Annotated in this window: 25 protein-coding genes and 1 riboswitch; of the genes, 23 read left to right on the forward strand and 2 right to left on the reverse strand. The window is 71.0% G+C overall.

Translation table 11 applies throughout. From position 1 onward, the window contains the following. The first annotated feature begins 3 nt into the window (after positions 1 to 3). The 13 genes from J1M46_RS01500 (at position 4) to J1M46_RS01560 (ending at position 8,555) form a co-directional block, all read left to right on the forward strand. Positions 4 to 504, forward strand: a complete 501-nt coding sequence (locus J1M46_RS01500; RefSeq protein WP_274606898.1) for a helix-turn-helix domain-containing protein — start codon at positions 4 to 6, stop codon at positions 502 to 504. Then, positions 501 to 1,085, forward strand: coding sequence for a DUF6036 family nucleotidyltransferase (locus J1M46_RS01505; RefSeq protein WP_206446223.1), 585 nt, complete (start codon positions 501 to 503; stop codon positions 1,083 to 1,085). The genes J1M46_RS01500 and J1M46_RS01505 overlap by 4 nt, the downstream gene beginning before the upstream one ends. Next, a complete protein-coding gene (locus J1M46_RS01510; protein WP_206448759.1) occupies positions 1,078 to 1,227 on the forward strand; it encodes a hypothetical protein in 150 nt (49 codons plus the stop codon). The genes J1M46_RS01505 and J1M46_RS01510 overlap by 8 nt, the downstream gene beginning before the upstream one ends. 121 nt (positions 1,228 to 1,348) lie before the next feature. Beyond that, positions 1,349 to 1,612: a helix-turn-helix domain-containing protein gene (locus J1M46_RS01515; protein ID WP_206446224.1), complete on the forward strand. Its 264-nt coding sequence runs from the start codon at positions 1,349 to 1,351 to the stop codon at positions 1,610 to 1,612. Then, entirely contained in the window at positions 1,612 to 3,012 is a 1,401-nt protein-coding gene (locus J1M46_RS01520; protein WP_206446225.1) for a HipA domain-containing protein, read from the forward strand. The genes J1M46_RS01515 and J1M46_RS01520 overlap by 1 nt, the downstream gene beginning before the upstream one ends. A 53-nt stretch (positions 3,013 to 3,065) precedes the next feature. Further along, a complete protein-coding gene (locus J1M46_RS01525; protein ID WP_206446226.1) occupies positions 3,066 to 4,283 on the forward strand; it encodes an MFS transporter in 1,218 nt (405 codons plus the stop codon). Then, positions 4,280 to 4,534: a PLD nuclease N-terminal domain-containing protein gene (locus J1M46_RS01530; RefSeq protein WP_241248974.1), complete on the forward strand. Its 255-nt coding sequence runs from the start codon at positions 4,280 to 4,282 to the stop codon at positions 4,532 to 4,534. Before J1M46_RS01525 ends, J1M46_RS01530 begins: the two co-directional genes overlap by 4 nt. Positions 4,535 to 4,718: 184 nt before the next feature. Next, positions 4,719 to 5,834 carry a ScyD/ScyE family protein gene (locus J1M46_RS01535; RefSeq protein WP_206446227.1) on the forward strand — a complete coding sequence of 372 codons (1,116 nt, stop codon included), beginning with the start codon at positions 4,719 to 4,721 and terminating at the stop codon, positions 5,832 to 5,834. A gap of 79 nt (positions 5,835 to 5,913) precedes the next feature. After that, entirely contained in the window at positions 5,914 to 6,375 is a 462-nt protein-coding gene (locus tag J1M46_RS01540) for an AAA family ATPase (protein ID WP_206446228.1), read from the forward strand. 185 nt (positions 6,376 to 6,560) lie between these two features. After that, on the forward strand, positions 6,561 to 7,166 hold the full coding sequence (locus J1M46_RS01545) for a carboxymuconolactone decarboxylase family protein (RefSeq protein WP_206446229.1): 606 nt from the start codon (positions 6,561 to 6,563) through the stop codon (positions 7,164 to 7,166). A 17-nt stretch (positions 7,167 to 7,183) separates the two neighbouring features. Further along, entirely contained in the window at positions 7,184 to 7,603 is a 420-nt protein-coding gene (locus tag J1M46_RS01550) for a hypothetical protein (RefSeq protein ID WP_206446230.1), read from the forward strand. Between the two features lie 148 nt (positions 7,604 to 7,751). Next, positions 7,752 to 7,815, forward strand: a riboswitch (guanidine-III (ykkC-III) riboswitch). A gap of 10 nt (positions 7,816 to 7,825) precedes the next feature. Continuing rightward, complete coding sequence (locus J1M46_RS01555) at positions 7,826 to 8,140, forward strand: DMT family transporter (RefSeq protein WP_206446231.1); 315 nt, start codon at positions 7,826 to 7,828, stop codon at positions 8,138 to 8,140. Position 8,141: 1 nt separating this feature from the next. Then, complete coding sequence (locus J1M46_RS01560; RefSeq protein WP_206446232.1) at positions 8,142 to 8,555, forward strand: DMT family transporter; 414 nt, start codon at positions 8,142 to 8,144, stop codon at positions 8,553 to 8,555. Positions 8,556 to 8,721: 166 nt separating this feature from the next. On the opposite strand, the gene epsC is transcribed toward J1M46_RS01560, so the two are convergent. Together epsC and cysK are read right to left on the reverse strand one after the other, a co-directional pair. Then, complete coding sequence (gene epsC, locus J1M46_RS01565) at positions 8,722 to 9,276, reverse strand: serine O-acetyltransferase EpsC (RefSeq protein WP_206446233.1); 555 nt, start codon at positions 9,274 to 9,276, stop codon at positions 8,722 to 8,724. Positions 9,277 to 9,334: 58 nt separating this feature from the next. Further along, positions 9,335 to 10,264: a cysteine synthase A gene (gene cysK / locus J1M46_RS01570; RefSeq protein WP_206446234.1), complete on the reverse strand. Its 930-nt coding sequence runs from the start codon at positions 10,262 to 10,264 to the stop codon at positions 9,335 to 9,337. A 124-nt stretch (positions 10,265 to 10,388) separates the two neighbouring features. On the opposite strand from cysK, the gene prmC reads away from it, so the two are divergent. From prmC to J1M46_RS01620, 10 genes are all read left to right on the forward strand, one after another. Next, a complete protein-coding gene (gene prmC, locus J1M46_RS01575; protein ID WP_206446235.1) occupies positions 10,389 to 11,261 on the forward strand; it encodes a peptide chain release factor N(5)-glutamine methyltransferase in 873 nt (290 codons plus the stop codon). Positions 11,262 to 11,318: 57 nt separating this feature from the next. Then, positions 11,319 to 12,098, forward strand: coding sequence for an L-threonylcarbamoyladenylate synthase (locus J1M46_RS01580; RefSeq protein WP_206446236.1), 780 nt, complete (start codon positions 11,319 to 11,321; stop codon positions 12,096 to 12,098). Positions 12,099 to 12,102: 4 nt separating this feature from the next. Continuing rightward, positions 12,103 to 13,314: a glycosyltransferase family 4 protein gene (locus J1M46_RS01585; protein ID WP_206446237.1), complete on the forward strand. Its 1,212-nt coding sequence runs from the start codon at positions 12,103 to 12,105 to the stop codon at positions 13,312 to 13,314. Beyond that, positions 13,311 to 13,772 carry a hypothetical protein gene (locus tag J1M46_RS01590; protein ID WP_206446238.1) on the forward strand — a complete coding sequence of 154 codons (462 nt, stop codon included), beginning with the start codon at positions 13,311 to 13,313 and terminating at the stop codon, positions 13,770 to 13,772. The genes J1M46_RS01585 and J1M46_RS01590 overlap by 4 nt, the downstream gene beginning before the upstream one ends. 165 nt (positions 13,773 to 13,937) lie before the next feature. Further along, positions 13,938 to 14,765 (forward strand): F0F1 ATP synthase subunit A, encoded by an 828-nt coding sequence (gene atpB / locus J1M46_RS01595; protein ID WP_206448517.1) that lies wholly within the window; start codon positions 13,938 to 13,940, stop codon positions 14,763 to 14,765. Positions 14,766 to 14,805: 40 nt separating this feature from the next. Beyond that, on the forward strand, positions 14,806 to 15,042 hold the full coding sequence (gene atpE, locus J1M46_RS01600; protein WP_092667153.1) for an ATP synthase F0 subunit C: 237 nt from the start codon (positions 14,806 to 14,808) through the stop codon (positions 15,040 to 15,042). 7 nt (positions 15,043 to 15,049) lie between these two features. After that, positions 15,050 to 15,610, forward strand: a complete 561-nt coding sequence (locus J1M46_RS01605) for a F0F1 ATP synthase subunit B (RefSeq protein WP_206446239.1) — start codon at positions 15,050 to 15,052, stop codon at positions 15,608 to 15,610. Beyond that, positions 15,610 to 16,395 (forward strand): F0F1 ATP synthase subunit delta, encoded by a 786-nt coding sequence (locus tag J1M46_RS01610; RefSeq protein WP_206446240.1) that lies wholly within the window; start codon positions 15,610 to 15,612, stop codon positions 16,393 to 16,395. The genes J1M46_RS01605 and J1M46_RS01610 overlap by 1 nt, the downstream gene beginning before the upstream one ends. 26 nt (positions 16,396 to 16,421) lie before the next feature. Further along, a complete protein-coding gene (gene atpA / locus J1M46_RS01615; RefSeq protein ID WP_206446241.1) occupies positions 16,422 to 18,056 on the forward strand; it encodes a F0F1 ATP synthase subunit alpha in 1,635 nt (544 codons plus the stop codon). Positions 18,057 to 18,079: 23 nt separating this feature from the next. Next, on the forward strand, positions 18,080 to 18,964 hold the full coding sequence (locus J1M46_RS01620; protein WP_206446242.1) for a F0F1 ATP synthase subunit gamma: 885 nt from the start codon (positions 18,080 to 18,082) through the stop codon (positions 18,962 to 18,964). Positions 18,965 to 18,968 lie beyond the last annotated feature (4 nt).

Genomic DNA, 18,968 nt, shown 5'->3' on the forward strand with positions numbered 1-18,968 from the left:
GGCATGACGACCCTGAAGCAACTGCGTCAGCACAGGGGCATGAGTCTTGCCGACGTGGCCGCGAGGCTCGATGTCACACGCGCGACCGTGCAGGGCTATGAGCGCCGTGACGAGTCAGGCTCGATCGCTGCGGCGACACGGCAGCGGGTGCTCGACGCCCTGGGTGTTGCGCATCAGACCCCTACTCCTGACCAGGCGCGATCACTGCTGATGCACCTGGAGATCGCCGCGCGACTCATCTCCGACCCGGGTCCGGTGCTCGCGATCGCCCGGCAGAACCTCGAGCGGTGGAGCGATGGCAAGCGACGCGATCAGTACTGGATCGATCGGTGGGAGCGGATCCTCGCTGAGCCGCCTGCGCGCATCGCGCTGCTGCTGATCGAGCAGAGCCAGGATGCGGCCGATCTGCGGCAGGGCACACCGTTCGCCGGTGTGCTCGACGCCGACTCGCGCCGTGCCGCGATCGATGCGAGCCGCGAGCTCGACATCGCCCATGCAGCGTGAAGCGCGACGAGCTGGCCGAGCTGCTGCGGAGGGCCGCCTCGCTCACCGAGGACGGGGACATCCTCGTCGTCGGCAGTCAGGCGATACTCGGTTCCTTCGCGGAGGAGAAGCTGCCTGACCGCGCCGTGCTGTCGAGGGAAGTCGACCTCGTCTTCCTCCGTGATCCCGATCGCCGGAAGGCCGATCTTGTGAACGCCATCATCGGAGAGATGTCCCCGCATGATGCGGAATGGGGCACGTATGCGGAGGGCGTCCACCGTGACACCGTCATCCTTCCCTCCGGCTGGAAGCAGCGTGTGGTGACCTGGCATCGCCAGCCTTCGTCGCCGAGGTTCCTGGAGAAGCACGATCTCTGCGCTTCGAAGCTGGCTCGCGGGGCGCAGAAGGATCTCGACTTCGTCGGAGTGCTCGTGGATGCCGGTCTTGTCGATCCGGCGATCATTCTCGCGCGGGTCGAGCTGTTGCAGGCCGATGCGCCGGTGGTTCGCGCGACTGTCGAGCGTGCGCGGGCCTTCATTGGGCGCGGTCGACATGAGCAGACGTCGGTCGCAAGGCAGGTCGATCCCCTCACCGATGCGTGACGACACCTGCTCCGCGCGACCCGGTCAGGCTGGCGGCGCGCTCGACACCGTCATGGACGGCGCGCTGCAGGCGGTCATCGACTCCTGCATCACCGCCGACGAGGAGGCGCGCCTGGCCGCACTTGCGGGCGACGAGGGCTGATCTCGATCGAGACAGCGAAAGCGATCTCGCCCAGCTGCTGGCATGTCACAGTGCTGCGACAGACCGTATATGTAACGAGTATGCGACAAGCCTGGTGTGTCATGGTACTGTGACACGTGTGATGACCACCGAACGGCAGCTGGGCGCGGCGATCCGGCAGGCCCGCACCAAGGCCGGGCTCACGCAGTCCGAGCTCGCCGAGCTCGCTGGCGTTTCACGTGCCTTCGTCAGCGGCATGGAGTCCGCCTCGCGGCCCGGCGCCGAGCTCCGGCGCGTGCTCGCGATCCTGCGCGCGCTCGGGCTCGGCATCATCCTGGAGCGTGACCACGACGACTTCGAGAGTGCGCTCGAGGCGACGCTCAGCGAGTCCGCACAGGAGCGCTGATGGCGGTCCATGAGCTGCACGTCAGCATCTACGGCAGGCACGCCGGCGTCATCACGCGCTCGGGCGGCAAGGTGCGCTTCGCCTACGACGAGTCCTACGCCGACGACAACGGCGCGACCCCGCTGTCACTCTCACTGCCGCTCGAGTCGCTCGAGCACCAGCGGCGCCCGGTCATGGCCTACCTCGATGGGCTGCTGCCGGACCACGTGCGCGTCCGCAGTCGCTGGGCAAAGGAGCACGGGGTCACCGAGGGCGACGTGCTCTCCCTCATCGGCGCGGTCGGCCTCGACGTTGCCGGGGCTGTGCAGTTCCACACCGACCCGACCGCCGCGCAGCCCGCCGGCGGACTCCGCCGGATCGACGAGCTCGAGCTCGAGGAGCGCATCCGGCACCTCCGCGAGGACGGCGCCGACTGGGCTGCCGGCGACGCTGAGGCGTCCTGGTCGCTCGCCGGCGCGCAGAGCAAGTTCACACTTGCTCGCGACGGCGATCACTGGGCGACCGCGACCGGCAGCGCACCCTCCACCCACATTCTGAAGCCGGGCATCACCGTGCTCGAGGACCAGGCGCTCATCGAGCACGTCAGCATGCGCGCCCTCTCCGCCGTAGGCCTGGATGTCGCCCGCACAGAGTACGCCGAGTTCGGGGCAGAGCCAGCCATCATCATCGAGCGCTACGACCGCCGCACGAGACACAGCACGCTCCGGATCCATCAGGAGGATCTGACCCAGGCGTTCGCACTCATGCCAGAGCGCAAGTACGAGGACAAGGGCGGCCCGGGTCTGCAGCAGATCGGCCAGCTGCTCGGCGGGATCGACACCGAGGGCCGCGACCGCTTCGCGGACGCCATCATCGCCAACTACCTCATCGGGGCCCCCGACGCGCACGCCAAGAACTACTCGCTGCTGCTCGTGCGTCGCAGCGCCATGCTCGCGCCGCTCTATGACGTCGCATCCGGCCTCACCTACCGCAAGGACGACACCCTGCGCTTCACGAAGGCAGCCATGTCGATCGGCGGTGAGCGGCACTTCGGCGCGGTGCAGCCCGAGCACTGGCGGAAGGCCGCGAAGAACCTCGGCGTCGACGCCGGTGGCATGCTCGAGCGTGTGCGAGAGCTCGCCGGCACGATCCCAGACGCTCTCCGCGACGAGGTCGAGCGACTCCCGCATGAGGCCGCCCGGCAGCGGCTGCGCGACAAGCTCGTGCCCGCCGCAGCGCGGCTCAGCGCAGACACGCTCGAGTCCCTCGCGACCGTGCGCGAGCGGCGCTGGGCCGAGGGGCGCGCGGCCGCGATCGCCGCAGCCGGCCCCCAGCCGCGCAGGGGCAAGGGGCTCGGCGGCGGCCAGTTCATGCGCACGCCGCAGCCGCCAACGACAGGCACCCTGCCGTCGCCGTCATGAGCACACCAGCCGAACGCTCGCATCCAACGCCCCGACGTATCCGAGCGGCCCGCATGGGCGGCGGGTTCTGGCGCTTCTGGAGCGTCGAGCTCGCGACCGAGACCGGCCTCGGCCTCGCCGTCATCGCCCTGCAGACGATGGTCGTGCTCGACCTGGGTGGGGGAGCGACCGAGGTCGGCTGGCTCTCCTCCGCCCGCTGGCTGCCCTACATGGTGCTCGGGCTGATGGTCGGCGCGATCGTCGAGCGGATGCGTCGGCGCACGGTCATGATCGTCAGCGACGTCGTGCGCGCGGTCGTCCTGGGCGGCCTCGCGGCTGTCTGGCTGCTCGGCGGCGGCGCGCTGTGGGTGCTGCTGCTGGCCGTCGTGCTGCTCGGCACCGCGAGCCTCGTGAACGACGCGGCCTCGCAGGCGTTCGTGCCGCGCCTGGTCGGCCGCGACCGGCTGCTGGCCGCGCACCAGCGGCTCGACATCGGCTCCAACGCGGCGCAGTCGGCCGGGCCGGCGGTCTCGGGCATCGTGATCGCCTGGCTCGGGGCACCCATCTCGCTGCTGCTGGCCGCAGGCGCGCACCTGGTCTCGGCCCTGGTGCTCTCGACGCTGCCGGCCGACGAGCGACTGCCGCGGCGCCCTCACGGTCTGGGGCGCTCGATCGCGCACGGCCTGCGCTTCGTGCACCGGCATCCGCGTCTGGGTCCCTTCGCGCGCTGGACGCACGTCTGGTTCCTCTGCAACGGCGCCGCCATGACGCTGCTGGTGCCGCTCGTGCTGCTCGAGCTCGAGGCCGGGCCAGCGGGCCTTGGCCTCGCGCTCGGCGTGCTGGGCGGGGCGACGCTCGCGGGCACGGCGCTCGCGGGCGTGATCGGCTCGCGCCTGGGCGCTGCACGCACCATCATCGTCAGCCGCGTGACCTCGCCCATCGCGTGGAGCGCCGTCGCGCTCAGCGCCTTCGCGGGCGACGTGCTCATCGCCGGGCTCGCGATGGGGGTGCTGCTGGCGGGGCTGGCGCTCGTCGGGGTCGGCATGGGCATCGGCAACCCGAGCGAGATGGCGCTGCGGCAGCGCGCGACGCCCGACCGCATGCAGGCGCGCATGAACGCCACCATGCGCACCGTCAACCGCGCGATGATCGTGGTCGCGGCGCCGCTCGCCGGGCTGCTGGGCGATGCGATCGGCTTCGGGCCCGCGCTCGCGATCGTCTGCGCGGGCTTCGCGATCGCGGCGATCGGGCTTGCGCTCTCCCCGCTCGCGCGCGGTAGCGTGACGGCATGATCGTCCACGCGTCGACTTCGCTGCCGAACCCGCTGCTGCCGGCCGGCTACGACCTCATCTGGTCAGGCATCGTGCTGGTGGTGGTCGTGCTGGCGGTCACGGCGCTGTGGCAGGCGCTGCGGTCGAAGCACTACAGCGGCGGCCAGCAGCTCATGTGGGCGCTGCTGATCGTGGTCGCGCCGGTGCTCGGCGCACTCGCCTGGTTCGTGCTCGGGCGCCCCTCGCGGGCGACCGCGCCGGCCTCCTCGTAGCGGCCGCGCCGGCCTCCGCGTAGCGGCCGCGCCGGCCTCCGCGTAGCGGCCCTCTCCACCCGCTCGCAGCCGCGGCCGCAGGCCCGGATTCTGGGGGCTTGCAGCGCCTCCCGATCGGGTGCACGCTTCGGATGGCGACGCCAGTCGCGTCACGCATCACCCCTCAACGACGAGGATCCCATCCATGTCTCGATTCCGCACCCCAGCGGCGGCCGCAGCGGCCGCAGTAGCACTCGGCCTCAGCCTGCTCGCGGTCGTCCCCGCGCAAGCAGCTCCGCCCTCAGACGAGGTCGTCACCATCGCGACCGGCCTCGACAACCCGCGCCAGCTCTCGATCGGGCCGGCCGGCACCCTCTACGTCGCCGAGGCAGGCAGCGACGCCGACTGCGTGGCAATCCCTGGCGCCACTGACGAGTTCGAGTACTGCGGCCTCACCGGCTCAGTGACCGCCGTGCGCGGCGGTGAGCAGTGGCGGGCCGTCACCGGCCTGCCAGCGCTCGCCTTCAACGGCGAGATCATGGGCACCTCCGACGTCGACGTGCGCGGCAACAGCATCGCCGTGCTGATCGGCGGCATGGCCGGCGCCGCGAGCGTGCGCGACAGCCTGTCCGCGGAGTTCGCCGACTTCGGCACGCTGCAGACCGGCTCGCTGCGGTCAGCACCACTGACGGCAGCCGACCTGACCCTCCGGGCCGACCTCAACGCATCCGAGGTCATGTATGACCCCGACGGCTTCGGACCCGACAGCAACGCGGTCGGCCTGGCAGCGCTCGACGCCAAGCACTGGGCAGTCACCGACGCGGGCGCCAACGCGCTGCGGATCGTGGGCGCGAACGGCGAGGAGACCCTCGCGGTGTTCCCGAACGGCGACGAGGTGCCGAACCCGTTCGGACCGGGCATGATCCCGCCGCAGGCGGTGCCCACGGATGTGGTGGTCGGCCCCGACGGCGCCTACTACGTCTCGCAGCTGACCGGGTTCCCGTTCCCGACCGGAACCTCGACCATCTGGCGCGTGACGCCTGACGGCGACGTCTCGGCCTACGCGACCGGCCTGACGATGGTGACCAGCCTCGCTTGGAAGGACGACACGCTCTACGCCGTGCAGCTCGACGACGGCAACTTCTTCGACGGGCACCTCGGCTCGGTGCGCGAGATCACGCCCGGTGGCTCGATGCACGCGGCGGTCGCCGACGGGCTCTCGGCGCCGTACGGCATCGCGATCCGCGGCAATGCAATGTACGTCTCGCTCGACACCATCTCGACCGGCGAGGGTTCGGTGGTGCAGCTCGATCTGCGCTGACTGATCTGCGCTGACTGATCGCCACAGCGTGATCTGGGCCGCGACACCCGCGCGGGAGACCCCGCGTAGGCTCGCGCACATGGCCCAGGTCACGCTGCTGTGCGGGCCCGCGTGCGCGGGCAAGTCGACCCTCGCGCGCGAGCTCGAGGCCGCCGGCGCGCTCGTGCTCTCCTACGACCGTGAGGCCTGGGCGCGCGGCGTGCGCGACGGGCGGCCCTCGCAGCAGCTCGTGCACGAGATCGACGACGACTTCCACCGGCAGCTCGCCGATGCCGTCGCCGCCGAGCGCCCGGTGGTGCTCGACGCGTCCCTCTCGACCCGCGGCGTGCGGGATCGGTGGCGGATGCGCTGCGGCGCCATGGGCGTGCAGGTCGAGCTGGTCGTCGTGCGCGCGCCGCTCGAGTCGCTGCTGGAGCGCTCGCACGAGCGCGAGCCCGGCCCCGAGTCGGTCGTGCTCAGCGACGAGGAGCTGCGCGACTACGTCGCCGGCTTCGAGTGGCCCGGCGACGACGAGCGGCACCGCACGGTCGACACGGACTGACCGCCGATCGGGCCTCCGGCACGCTCGCCGATCCGGTCGCTGGCGCGGTCGCCGATCGGGGCGCTGTGCGACCGCCGATCCGGCCTCTGTCGTCACCGCTGATCTGCCCGGGTCGGACCCGTCTGCGCGGGCCTGGACGACGCATCCGCCCGGGTCTACGCTGACGCCGAACAGGGAGGCGCGCCATGGGCGATGCGGGATTCCTCACGGAGCCGGCGCGGAGCGCCGCCGTCGACGCGATGTACGCCGACGACCGCGAGCAGGACGGCTACGTGATGAACCTCACGCGCGTGTGGGCGCACGCGCCGGCCGTCTACGATGCGTGGTCGGCGTTCGCGGTCGCCGCGGCCGAGGCGGCGGGCCTGAGCTTCCGCATGAAGGGCGTGATCGTGAGCGCGGTCGCCTCGGAGCTGGGCGACTCGTACTGCTCGTACGCGTGGGGCACCCGGCTGGCCGCGGCGGCGGGGGAGGAGGTCGCCGCCACCGTGCTGCGCGGCGAGGAGGCCGGCCGCCACGACGACGGCCTCGACGCCCGCGAGCGCGCCGTCGCAGCCTGGGCCCGGCGGCTCGTCGACGACCCCAGCGGCACCGGGCCGGCCGAGGTCGCGGCGCTGCGCGCGGTCGGCTACGACGACCGGCAGATCGTGGGCCTGAGCGCCTACATCGGCTCGCGGATCGCCTTCGCCACCGTCAACGGCGCCCTCGGGGCCGCACCCGATGCCGAGCTGCACGCATCCGCCCCCGACGCCGTGCGCGAGGCCATCACGTGGGGCCGGGCGCCCGCGCGCTGACCTGCCAGGATGGGCGCATGGAACCCGCCGTCGCCCTCTCGCTCGGCTCGCTGCTGCTGATGCTCGGCTCGCTGGCGATCGGCATCCTCGTGCACCTGATCGGGTTGGGCCGCATCGCGCCGAAGCTCGCGCTCGGGCTGCCCGGCCGGCGACTGCGGACGGATGCGCGGGTGTACGCGGGCACGCACCGCGCGGCCACGCCGCTCACCTGGCTCACTGCGGCGGTCGCCGCGGTAGCGGCCGCCGGCGCGCTGGTGGCCGGCGCGCAGGGGAGCACCGACGAATCTGCCGTGCTGCTCGCGCTCGCCGCCATCGTGCTCGTCGTCGGCCTCACGCTCGCCACCTGGCGGGCGCACACGGCGCTCGGCGACGATGCACTGCGGGGCGATGACCCCGACGGCGACGCGCTGCGCGGCGACAGGCCCGGCGTTCGCTGACGCCGGTCGACGGGCCCGACGTTCGCTGACGCCGGTCGACGGGCCCGGCGTTCGCTGACGCCGGTCGACGGGCCCGCGCCGCAGACCGATCTCTCGCCCGCGAGCCCGGGAAGCCCTGCCAGATCCGCCCGGATTTGCTAGAATCTGAGCTGGATCCGAGGCTGGGTCCGCGGACGAGGGAGCCGTACCCGCATCGCGACAAGACGGCCGGAAGGACTCGTCATGTCTTGGATCATCCTGCTCGTCTCCGGCCTGCTCGAGGCGGTGTGGGCATCCGCCATGCAGGCCTCGAAGGGCTTCAAGAAGTGGAAGCCGACCGTGCTGTTCGTCGGCGCGATGGTGCTCTCGATGGGCGGGCTCGCGTGGGCGATGCTCGAGATTCCCACCGGCACCGCCTACGCCGTCTGGGTGGGCGTCGGCGCCGTCGCGACCGTGCTGCTGCAGCTCGCGCGCGGCAAGGAGCGACTCACGCTCGTGCGCTCGCTGCTGCTCGTGCTGCTGGTGGGCAGCCTCGTCGGCCTGAAGCTGGTGAGCTGAGATGCGCCCCCGCACCGCATGGATCGTGCTGTTCGCCAGCGCCGTGCTCGAGGCCGTCTGGGCGACCGCGCTCGGGCAGTCAGAGGGCTTCACCCGGCTCGCGCCATCGATCGTCTTCGTCGTCGCCGGCATCGCCAGCTTCATCGGCCTCGAGCGGGCAGTGCGGGTGATCCCGCTGGCGACCGGCTACGCCGTCTGGACGGGCGTCGGGGGAGCGCTCACCGTCCTCTGGGCGCTCGCGACCGGCGCGCAGCCGTTCAACCCGCTGATGCTACTCTTCCTCGCCGGCATCCTGGTGGCGGTCGCGGGCCTCGCGCTCACCGAGCGCGCCGAGCCCGCCTCGCCTGCCGAGGCCGCCGAGCCCGCCTCGCCCGCCGAGCCCGCGCAGCCCGACACACCCGCCGACCCCGCGTAAGCGCCATCGCTCCGCACGCCGCCCCCGCGTAGCGCGGCCGGTGCAGGTATACGGCGGTTTGCCCTTCGCCGCGCTCGCCAAGAGCAACGCGCCCTATACCTGCCGGGCGCCGGGCGCCGGGCGCGGGGCGCCGGGCGCGGGGCGCCGGGCGCACAGCCCCGCCCTCCTAGATCGAGTACTCGATCTGCGGCAGCTCCGCGGGCGAGAGCTCCGAGACCACCTTCGCGGGCATCCCCACGAGCGTCACGCCCGACGGCGCGTCGTGCAGCACCACCGCGTTCGCGCCCACCTTCACGTCGTCGCCGAGCGCGATCGGCCCGAGGATCTTCGCGCCCGCCCCCACCAGCACACGGTGCCCGAGCGTCGGGTGGCGCTTGACGGCGGCGTTCGCCGTGCCGCCCAGGGTCACCCCGTGGTACAGCATCACGTCGTCGCCGGTCTCGGCGGTCTCGCCGATCACCACACCCATGCCGTGGTCGATGAAGAAGCGGCGGCCGAGCCGCGCCCCCGGGTGGATCTCGACGCCGGTGAGGAACCGCATCCACTGACTGCCTGCCCGCGCGAGCGGCCGCGCACCGGCATGCCAGAGGCGGTGATGGATGCGGTGGGCCCACACCGCGTGCAGGGTCGAGTAGGTGAGCGCGACCGTCACGCTGCCGTGCGCAGCGGGGTCGTGGCGCTTGGCGTTCTCGATGTCCTCACGGATGTTGAGCAGGCCCAACCGATCCTCCTTCGTCGTGCGGTGGGGGCGGATGCGTGTCCCGGCCCGGCGGTCCGGCTCAGACGAGCTCGGCGTAGACGGGCATCGAGAGGTAGCGCTCGCCGGTGTCGGGCGCGATCACGACGATCGTCTTGCCGGCCGACTCCGGGCGGCGGGCGACCTGCAGGGCGCTGAAGACGGCGGCGCCGGCGGAGATGCCGGCGAAGATGCCCTCCTTGGCGGCGAGCGCGCGCGTGGTGGCGACCGAGTCGTCGAGCGAGACGTCGATGACCTCGTCGTAGACCTCGCGGTCGAGGATCGCCGGCACGAAGTTGGCGCCCAGCCCCTGGATCTTGTGCGGGCCGGCCTTGCCCTCGGTCAGCAGCGGCGAGTCGATCGGCTCGACCGCGACGACCTGCACCTCGGGCTTGCGCTCCTTGAGCAGGTTGCCGGCGCCCGAGATGGTGCCGCCGGTGCCGATGCCGGCGACGAAGATGTCGACGGCGCCGTCGGTGTCGGCCCAGATCTCCTCGCCGGTGGTCTCGCGGTGCACGCGCACGTTCGCCTCGTTCTCGAACTGGCGGGCGAGCACGGCGCCGGGCGTCTCGTCGACGATCTGCTGCGCGCGCTCGACCGCGCCGCGCATGCCGTCCGCGCCGGGCGTGAGCACGAGCTCGGCGCCGTAGGCCTTCAGGATCGCGCGCCGCTCGACCGACATGGTCTCCGGCATCGAGAGGATGACCTTGTAGCCGCGGGCCGCGCCGACCAGCGCGAGCGCGATGCCGGTGTTGCCGCTGGTGCCCTCGACGATGGTGCCGCCGGGCTGCAAGTCGCCTGCGGCCTCTGCCGCGTCGACGATGGCCTTGCCGATGCGGTCCTTGACGGAGGCGGCGGGGTTGAACGACTCGAGCTTGACCAGCACGGTCGCCTCCGAATCGTTGATGCGCTGCAGGCGCACCAGGGGAGTGCCGCCGATCGTGGCGGTGATGTCGTCGAAGATGCGAGCCATGCCGTTTCCTTTCATCGGGTGGAAGCCTTGCTTCTACTCTACGCCGCCTCAGCTGCGTGCAAGCGTCGTGCTCACCGGTGCATTCCCGCAGGGAGCGGCCGCCCCGTGGCGCTAGCGTGATGCTGTGGATCCTCAGGCGGTCGCAGACCTCGTGCGCGACGCTCGCGCGCGCCTCGGCCTGGCCGGCATCGACGGCCCCGACGCCGAGCTGCTCGCCGCCTGGGCGGCCGGCAGCTCGCTCGGCGAGGTGCGCGTCGACATGGCGATGGGCCGGTCGTTCGAAGCGGATGCGGTGGCCCGCTTCCTCACGGCCGTCGCCCGCCGCGAGGGCCGGGAGCCGCTGCAGCACATCACCGGCTCCGCGCCGTTCCGGCACGTGGAGCTGCGCGTGGGCCCGGGCGTCTTCACGCCCCGGCCGGAGACCGAGGTGCTGGTCGACGTGGCGCTCGAGCACCTGCGGCGGCACCGGCCAGAGCTCGACACCGGGCTCGTGCTCGATGTCGGCACCGGCAGCGGCGCCGTCGCGATCACGATCGCCCGCGAGGCCGAGGTGCCGGTGGTCGCCGTCGAGTGGAGCCCGGCCGCCTACGTCTGGGCGCGGCGCAACATCGCCGAGCTCGCGCCCGCGACCGTGCTGCTGCACGCCGATGCGCGGGATGCCGCCGCGCTCGCGGCCGTCGGGGTCGTGCCCGGCTCGCTCGCCGCGCTGGTGTCGAACCCGCCCTACGTGCCCCACGCATCCGTGCCCGCCGACCACGAGGTGCGATCGTTCGATCCGGCGACCGCGCTCTACTCGGGCGCCGACGGGCTCGACTTCATCCGCGACCTCGCCTCCATCGCCGCCGACCTCGTGCAGCCGGGCGGGCTGGTGGCGTTCGAGCACGCCGAGCAGCAGGCGGGCGACGTGTGGGAGCTGGTGGCGGACGCGGGCTTCCGCGACGCCTTCACCCGCCGCGATCACACCGGCCGCGACCGCGTCACCGGCGCCATCCGCTGACGCTGCGACCCCTTCGGTGGGGGACGCCGGCGGCCCCGCCAGCACTACCATGGACGGGTGCCCGCCATCCACGACACCGCCGACCCTGCCTCGCTGCTCGCGGGCATCCGCGCGGCTCGCACAGCGATCGCGGCCGGCCGGTGCATCGTGATGCCGACCGACACCGTCTACGGCATCGCGGCCGACGCCTTCTCGCACCAGGCGGTGGCCGGGCTGCTCGCCGCCAAGGGGCGCGACCGCGGCTTCCCGCCGCCGGTGCTGGTCGCCGACCGCCACATGGCGGCGGCGCTCGCGGAGCGCATCCCCGTCGAGATCGAGCCGCTGCTCGACGCGCACTGGCCGGGCCCGCTGACCGTCATCGTGCGCGCGCAGTCGTCGCTGTCGTGGGATCTGGGCGACACCGGCGGCACCGTCGCGCTGCGCGTGCCCGACCACCCCATCGCCGTCGGCCTGCTGCGGGAGACCGGCCCGCTCGCGGTCTCGAGCGCCAACCTGCACGGCATGCCGGCGCCCACCGAGGCCGCTGCGGCCGCCGAGATGCTGGGCGAGCGCGTCTCGGTCGTGCTCGACGCAGGCACGGTCGGCGGCGAGCCGGGTGAGCAGCCCGCGGGCTCGAACAACGGCTCCACCATCCTCGACTGCTCCACCGACGGCGTCTTCCGCATCGTCCGCCAGGGCGTGCTGCCGCGCGAGACGATCGCGGCGGTGCTCGGCGAGCAGCTGCAGGCAGAGCCGCCGGCCGAGCTGCAGGCAGAGCTGCAGGCCGAGCCGCCGGCCGAGCCGCCGGCCGAGCCGCCGGCCGAGAGCGCCGGCTCCGAACCTCCCGCCGCCGGATGACGCGATGACCTTCCTCCTGATCACGCTCGCGGCGGCGGTCATCACCTTCGTCGCCAGCACGGTCGTGCTGCGCCTCGCACTGAAGCACGGCATCCACCCCCCGGTGAGGGAGCGCGACGTGCACTCCCGGCCGACGCCCAGGCTCGGCGGCGTCGCGATGTGCATCGGCATGCTCGGCGCCTTCGGCATCGCGGCGCTCATCCCCGAGCTCGCCGGCATCTTCGCCGAGCCCATCCGCATCTGGACGCTGCTGGGCGCGGCGCTCGCCATCACCGTCATCGGCGTGCTCGACGACCTGTTCGACCTCGACTGGATGCTGAAGCTCGGCGCGCAGATCCTGGTCGCCACCGGCGTGGCCGTCTTCGGCGTGCAGATCGTCAGCCTGCCGATCGCCGGGCTCACCGTGCCCTCGGCGACCATGGCGATCGTGCTGACGGTGCTCATCATCGTGCTGGTGATGAACGCGGTGAACTTCATCGACGGGCTCGACGGGCTCGTCTCGGGCACGACGATCATCGGCTCGGCGGCCTTCTTCGGCTACATCTGGGTGATCAGCCAGAACTTCGCCCAGCAGAACGCCTACTTCTCGCTCGCGAGCCTCATCACCGCGGTGATCGTCGGCGTCTGCCTGGGCTTCCTGCCCGTCAACTGGCACCCGGCCCGCATGTTCATGGGCGACGGCGGAGCGCTCATGCTGGGCCTGCTGACGGCGGCGAGCGCCATCGCCGTCACCGGCCAGATCGACATCGGCACCATGGGTGGCCGCAGCCAGATCCTGCCCGCGTTCATCCCGGTGCTGCTGCCGCTGGCCATCCTGCTGCTGCCGCTGACCGACTTCGTGCTCGCGGTCGTGCGCCGCGTCATCAACGGCAACAGCCCCTTCGCCGCCGACCGCAAGCACCTGCACCACCGGCTGCTCGACATGGGCCACTCGCACCTCGGCGCCGTGCTGATCTTCTACGCCTGGACGGCGGTGGTCTCGATCGGCTGCCTGCTCTTCCTCATCTGGCCGTGGTGGGTCGTCGTCGGCGTCATGCTCGCCGGCTTCCTGGTCTGCGCGCTGCTCACCGCGGCGCCGGTCGGCAGGCGCATCTGGCGCACCTTCCTGCGGGTGATGCGCGAGCGGCGCGGCGCTCATGGGAGGATGGATCCCGACACAACGACACTCGTCGACACCCGCGCCGAGACGCCGATTTCCAGGGGAGACACCCGGTGACCAGCACCCAGATCATGCAGCGCATCCTGCTGTGGGGAGGCATCCTCGCCGCGGCCGTCGCCGTCATCGGCGGGGTGGTCGGATGGTTCCTGGCCGCAGGCGCGGGCGTCGCCTCTGCACTGGTCGGCACGGCACTCGCGATCATCTTCTGCATGCTCACGGCCGGCAGCATCCTGCTGGCGCTGAAGGTGTCGAAGGGCGAGATGGTCTCGGGTGCCTTCTTCGGCATCGTGCTGGGGGGCTGGCTGGTCAAGTTCGCGCTGTTCATCGTGCTGGTGTTCGTGCTGGGCGAGCAGAGCTGGCTGCACCGAGGCGTCGCCTTCGGCTCACTGGTGGCCGCGGTGATCGGCTCGCTCGCCATCGACTGCGTCGTCATCGCCACCAGTCGTCAGCCGACGGTCGACAGCGACGCCGACGACGAGACCCAGGGGCGCCCGGCTTCGGGCGCGCGCGCCTGAAGCCTGCGTCCGGAATGGCCGATCGGCCGAATCCGCTCTGATAGTGTTGTGATTGCTCCCCCTGCTGTGCCGCTCATTCCCTGAGCGTGTGTGCGCGAGGGGGCGCACCGACGTCGAACCGGCGCCAGGCGCCATGAGGTTGAGGAAGAAACGCTGAACGCCTTGATGACGCTGCTGGCCTCCGCTGCGAACGAGCCCGAGCCGTTCCACCCGCCGAGCCTGGCCGACTTCTTCCCGCAGGTCTTCCTGTTCGCAGAGCCGACGATCCCCTGGTTCGAGGACGACTCGCCCATCTTCGGCATCAACCGCATCATGCTGGTCCGCTTCATCGCGGCAGCGGTCCTGATCCTCGTGTTCGTGCTCGGCACCCGCAAGATGAAGCTCATCCCCACGCGCGGCCAGAGCCTCGTCGAGATGGGCCTCGGCTTCGTGCGCGACGGCATCGCCTACGACCTGCTGGGCGAGAAGGACGGCAAGCGCTTCCTGCCGCTCCTCACCACCATCTTCTTCATGGTGCTGGCGATGAACCTCACCGGCGTCGTCCCGTTCCTGAACATCGCAGGCACCGCCGTGATCGGCGTGCCGCTCGTGCTCGCGATCGTCTCCTACGTCGCCTTCATCTACGCGGGCATCAAGAAGCACCCGGGCGCGTTCTTCAAGAACTCGCTGGCACCCTCCGGCGTGCCGTGGTTCCTCTACATCATCGTCACGCCGCTGGAGTTCATCTCCACCTTCGTTCTGCGCCCCATCACGCTGACGCTGCGACTGATGATGAACCTGCTCGTCGGCCACCTGATGCTGGTGCTCTTCTTCTCGGCGACGCACTTCTTCCTGCTGAGCGCCGGCGGCCTGTTCCCGCTGCTCAGCGTCGGCACCCTCGCCTTCGGCTTCGCCTTCACGATCTTCGAGATCTTCGTCGCATTGCTGCAGGCCTACGTCTTCGCCATTCTCACCGCCATCTACATCCAGCTCGCGCTGGCTGAAGAGCACTGACCAACCACCGGACTCCCGGAACACAACGGAAGGAAACACCGTGGACAACGCCACGACCATTCTCGCCGAGATCAACGGCAACATCGGCACGGTCGGCTACGGCCTCGCCGCGATCGGCCCGGCCATCGGCGTCGGCATCGTCGTCGGCAAGACGATCGAGGGTGTCGCCCGCCAGCCCGAGCTGCAGGGCCGCCTGACGGTCCTCATGTTCATCGGCATCGCGTTCACCGAGGCGCTGGCCTTCATCGGCATCGCCACGTTCTTCTTCATGGTCTGAGGACCTGATGCTGACAACTGCACTCAGGATGGCGGGGGAGGAGGAGCTGCCCAACCCGCTGCTCCCGGCCTTCTACGACATCCTCTGGTCGTCGGTCATCTTCGTCGTCCTCCTGCTGATCTTCTGGAAGGTCGTCCTGCCTCGCGTGCAGGCGCTGCTCGACGAGCGCGCCGCAGCGATCGAGGGCGGCATCAAGAAGGCCGAGGAGGCGCAGGCGGAAGCCGCTGCCGCACTGGAGTCGTACAACACGCAGCTCGCAGAGGCTCGCGCCGAGGCGTCCGTGATCAAGGAGAAGGCGCGCGCCGACGCCTCCAAGATCGAGGCTGACCTCAAGGCACGCGCCACGGAGGATGCCGAGCGCATCACCGCGCAGGCGCACCAGCGCATCGAGCAGGAGCGCCAGGCGGCGTTCTCGTCGCTGAAGTCCGAGGTGGGCACGCTCGCCCTCGACCTCAGCGAGAAGGTAGTCGGCGAGTCGATGGACGACTCGCGCTCGGCAGCCATCGTCGACCGCTTCCTCGCTGACCTCGAGCGTGCCGATCTTCAGCGAGACGGAGTGAACCGCTAGTGGGCAGCGCGACCAGCCAGGCGCGAGCCGGCATCGACGAGGCGCTTCGGGCGCAGCCGCAGGCGGGGCTCGATGACGCACGGGAGCTCTTCCGGGCTTCGCGCGCCATCGAGCGCAGCTCGCAGGTGCTCGCCTCGCTCGGCGACCCGGTCTCGACCCCCGACGCGCGTGCGGCTCTGGCCCACCGCGTGCTCGGTCAGCTCGGTGCACCGGCGAGATCGATCGTCGCGCACCTGGCCCGCCAGCGCTGGTCCGACGCCGACGACATCCTCTCCGCCATCGACGCCGCGGGCATCCGCGTCGCCGTGCGGGCGGCAGGGGATGCCGATGTCGCGGGCGAGATCGCCTCGTTCCAGCGGATCGTCGCCGCGGACGCAGAGCTCGAGCTGGCCCTCGGTGGCCTGCGCGGCTCGGCCGACGGCAAGGCCCGCCTGGTCGAGCAGCTGCTCGCAGGCAAGGCGAGCGAGCCCGCAGCGGTCATCCTCGACCACCTCGTGCGCGCACCGCGCGGCCGCCGCATCGGTGCGATGCTGCGCGCCGCGGCGACCGAGGTGGCTGCGGCCGCCGGCCGGTCGCTCGCGACCGTCACCACGGCTCGCGAGATCCCTGCCCCGCAGCTCGACCGGCTCCGCGCCGGCCTCGAGCGCCAGTACGGCCGCACGCTGCAGCTGCAGCAGATCGTCGACCCCGCCGTGCTCGGCGGACTCCGCGTCTCGATCGGCGACGACATCATCGACGGCACCGTCCGTTCCAAGTTCACCGACCTCCGCCTGCAGCTCGGCTAGGTCGAAAGCCCCGAAGAGGAAGACACATGTCAGAGCTCACCATCAGCCCAGACGAGATCAAGGGCGCCCTCGCCGCCTTCGTCTCGTCCTACGAGGCGTCGACCTCGACGACGGCCGAGGTCGGCCACGTCATCGACGCCGCAGACGGCATCGCGCACGTCGAGGGCCTCCCCGGCGTCATGGCGAACGAGCTCGTCCGCTTCGCGGACGGCACGCTCGGCCTCGCGCAGAACCTCGACGAGACCGAGATCGGCGTCGTCGTGCTCGGTGAGTTCGACGGCATCGTGGCCGGCATGGAGGTGACCCGCACGGGCGAGGTCCTCTCCGTCCCCGTCGGCGAGGGCTACCTCGGCCGCGTCGTCGACCCGCTCGGCGTCCCGATCGACGGACTGGGCGAGATCGCCACGAGCGGCCGCCGCGCCCTCGAGCTGCAGGCGCCCGGCGTGATGCAGCGCAAGTCGGTGCACGAGCCGCTCCAGACCGGCATCAAGGCGATCGACGCCATGATCCCCGTCGGCCGCGGCCAGCGTCAGCTGATCATCGGCGACCGCCAGACCGGCAAGACGGCACTGGCGATCGACACGATCATCAACCAGAAGGCCAACTGGGACTCGGGCGACGTCAACAAGCAGGTGCGCTGCATCTACGTCGCCGTCGGCCAGAAGGGCTCGACCATCGCCTCGGTGAAGGGCGCCCTCGAGGACGCCGGCGCGATGGCGTACACCACCATCGTCGCCTCGCCCGCCTCCGACCCGGCCGGCTTCAAGTACCTCGCTCCGTACACGGGCTCGGCCATCGGCCAGCACTGGATGTACGAGGGCAAGCACGTCCTGATCATCTTCGACGACCTGTCGAAGCAGGCGGAGGCCTACCGCGCCGTCTCGCTGCTGCTGCGCCGTCCGCCGGGCCGCGAGGCATACCCCGGTGACGTCTTCTACCTGCACTCGCGTCTGCTCGAGCGCTGCGCGAAGCTCTCGGATGAGCTCGGTGCCGGCTCGATGACGGGTCTGCCGATCATCGAGACGAAGGCCAACGACGTCTCGGCCTACATCCCGACCAACGTGATCTCGATCACCGACGGCCAGATCTTCCTGCAGTCCGACCTGTTCAACGCCAACCAGCGTCCTGCGGTCGACGTCGGCATCTCGGTCTCGCGAGTCGGCGGTGACGCGCAGGTCAAGTCGATCAAGTCGGTCTCCGGCACGCTCAAGCTCGAGCTCGCCCAGTACCGCTCGCTCGAGGCCTTCGCGATGTTCGCATCCGACCTCGACGCCACCTCGCGCCGGCAGCTCGCCCGAGGCGCACGCCTCACCGAGCTGCTGAAGCAGCCGCAGTACTCGCCGTACCCGGTGGAGGAGCAGGTCGTCTCGATCTGGGCCGGCACCAACGGCAAGTTCGACGACGTCGAGGTCAGCCAGGTGCTGCAGTTCGAGTCCGAGCTCCTCGAGCACCTGCGCAACAACAGCACGCTGCTCGCCACGATCCGTGACGCCGCCAAGCTGGACGACGAGACGAAGGCTCAGCTCGAGTCCGAGGTCGACGAGTTCGCCAGGAACTGGCAGGGCAAGGAGTCCTCGAGCATCACCGACCCCGGCACCGAGGCGAACAACCCGATGGTTGAGGACGTCAACCAGGAGCAGATCGTCAAGGGCCGTCGCTGACGCGAGCTCGCTGAGGAGGCGGAATGGGAGCCCAGCTCCGGGTCTATACGCAGAAGATCAAGTCTGCGCAGTCGACCAAGAAGATCACCAAGGCGATGGAGCTCATCGCTGCATCGCGCATCCAGAAGGCGCTCGTGCGCGTCAAGGCGTCGAACCCCTACGCCAGGGCGCTCACGCGCGCCGTGAGCGCAGTGGCCACGTACTCGAACGAGGCGCACCCGCTGACGGTCGAGCGAGACGAGCTCAAGCGGGCGGCGATCGTCGTGCTGACGAGCGACCGCGGCCTGGCCGGCGCGTTCAACTCGCAGATCATCCGCGAGGTGGGCGAGCTGCGGGCGAAGCTCGAGTCTGAGGGCAAGGAAGTCGATCACTACCTGATCGGCAACAAGGCCGTCGGCTACTTCAAGTTCCGCCAGCGCCCCTACATCAGGGAGTGGACGGGCATCTCGGACGTGCCGACGCCCGAGGTCGCGCAGGAGATCGCGGAGGCCGTGCTCGAGGCGTATGTCTCGGAGCAGGTCGACGAGATCCACGTCGTCTACAACCGCTTCGTGAGCATGATGACGCAGGATCCGACCTCGGTGCGGCTGCTGCCGCTCGAGGTGGTGGAGGCGGAGGACGCCGGCACCGCGGAGCACCTGCCGCTGTACGAGTTCGAGCCCGAGCCCGCCCGGGTGCTCGACGCACTCCTGCCGGTCTACGTCGAGAGCCGCATCTTCAACGCACTGCTGCAGTCGGCCGCCGCCAAGCAGGCAGCCACGCAGAAGGCGATGAAGTCGGCCTCCGACAACGCCGACAAGCTCATCACCGACTACACCCGCCTGCGCAACAACGCGCGCCAGGCCGAGATCACGACGCAGATCTCCGAGATCGTGGGCGGCGCGGACGCCCTCGCCTCGGCGAAGTAGCCAC

Source organism: Agrococcus sp. KRD186, from assembly GCF_017168255.1.
Classification (GTDB): Bacteria; Actinomycetota; Actinomycetes; order Actinomycetales; family Microbacteriaceae; genus Agrococcus.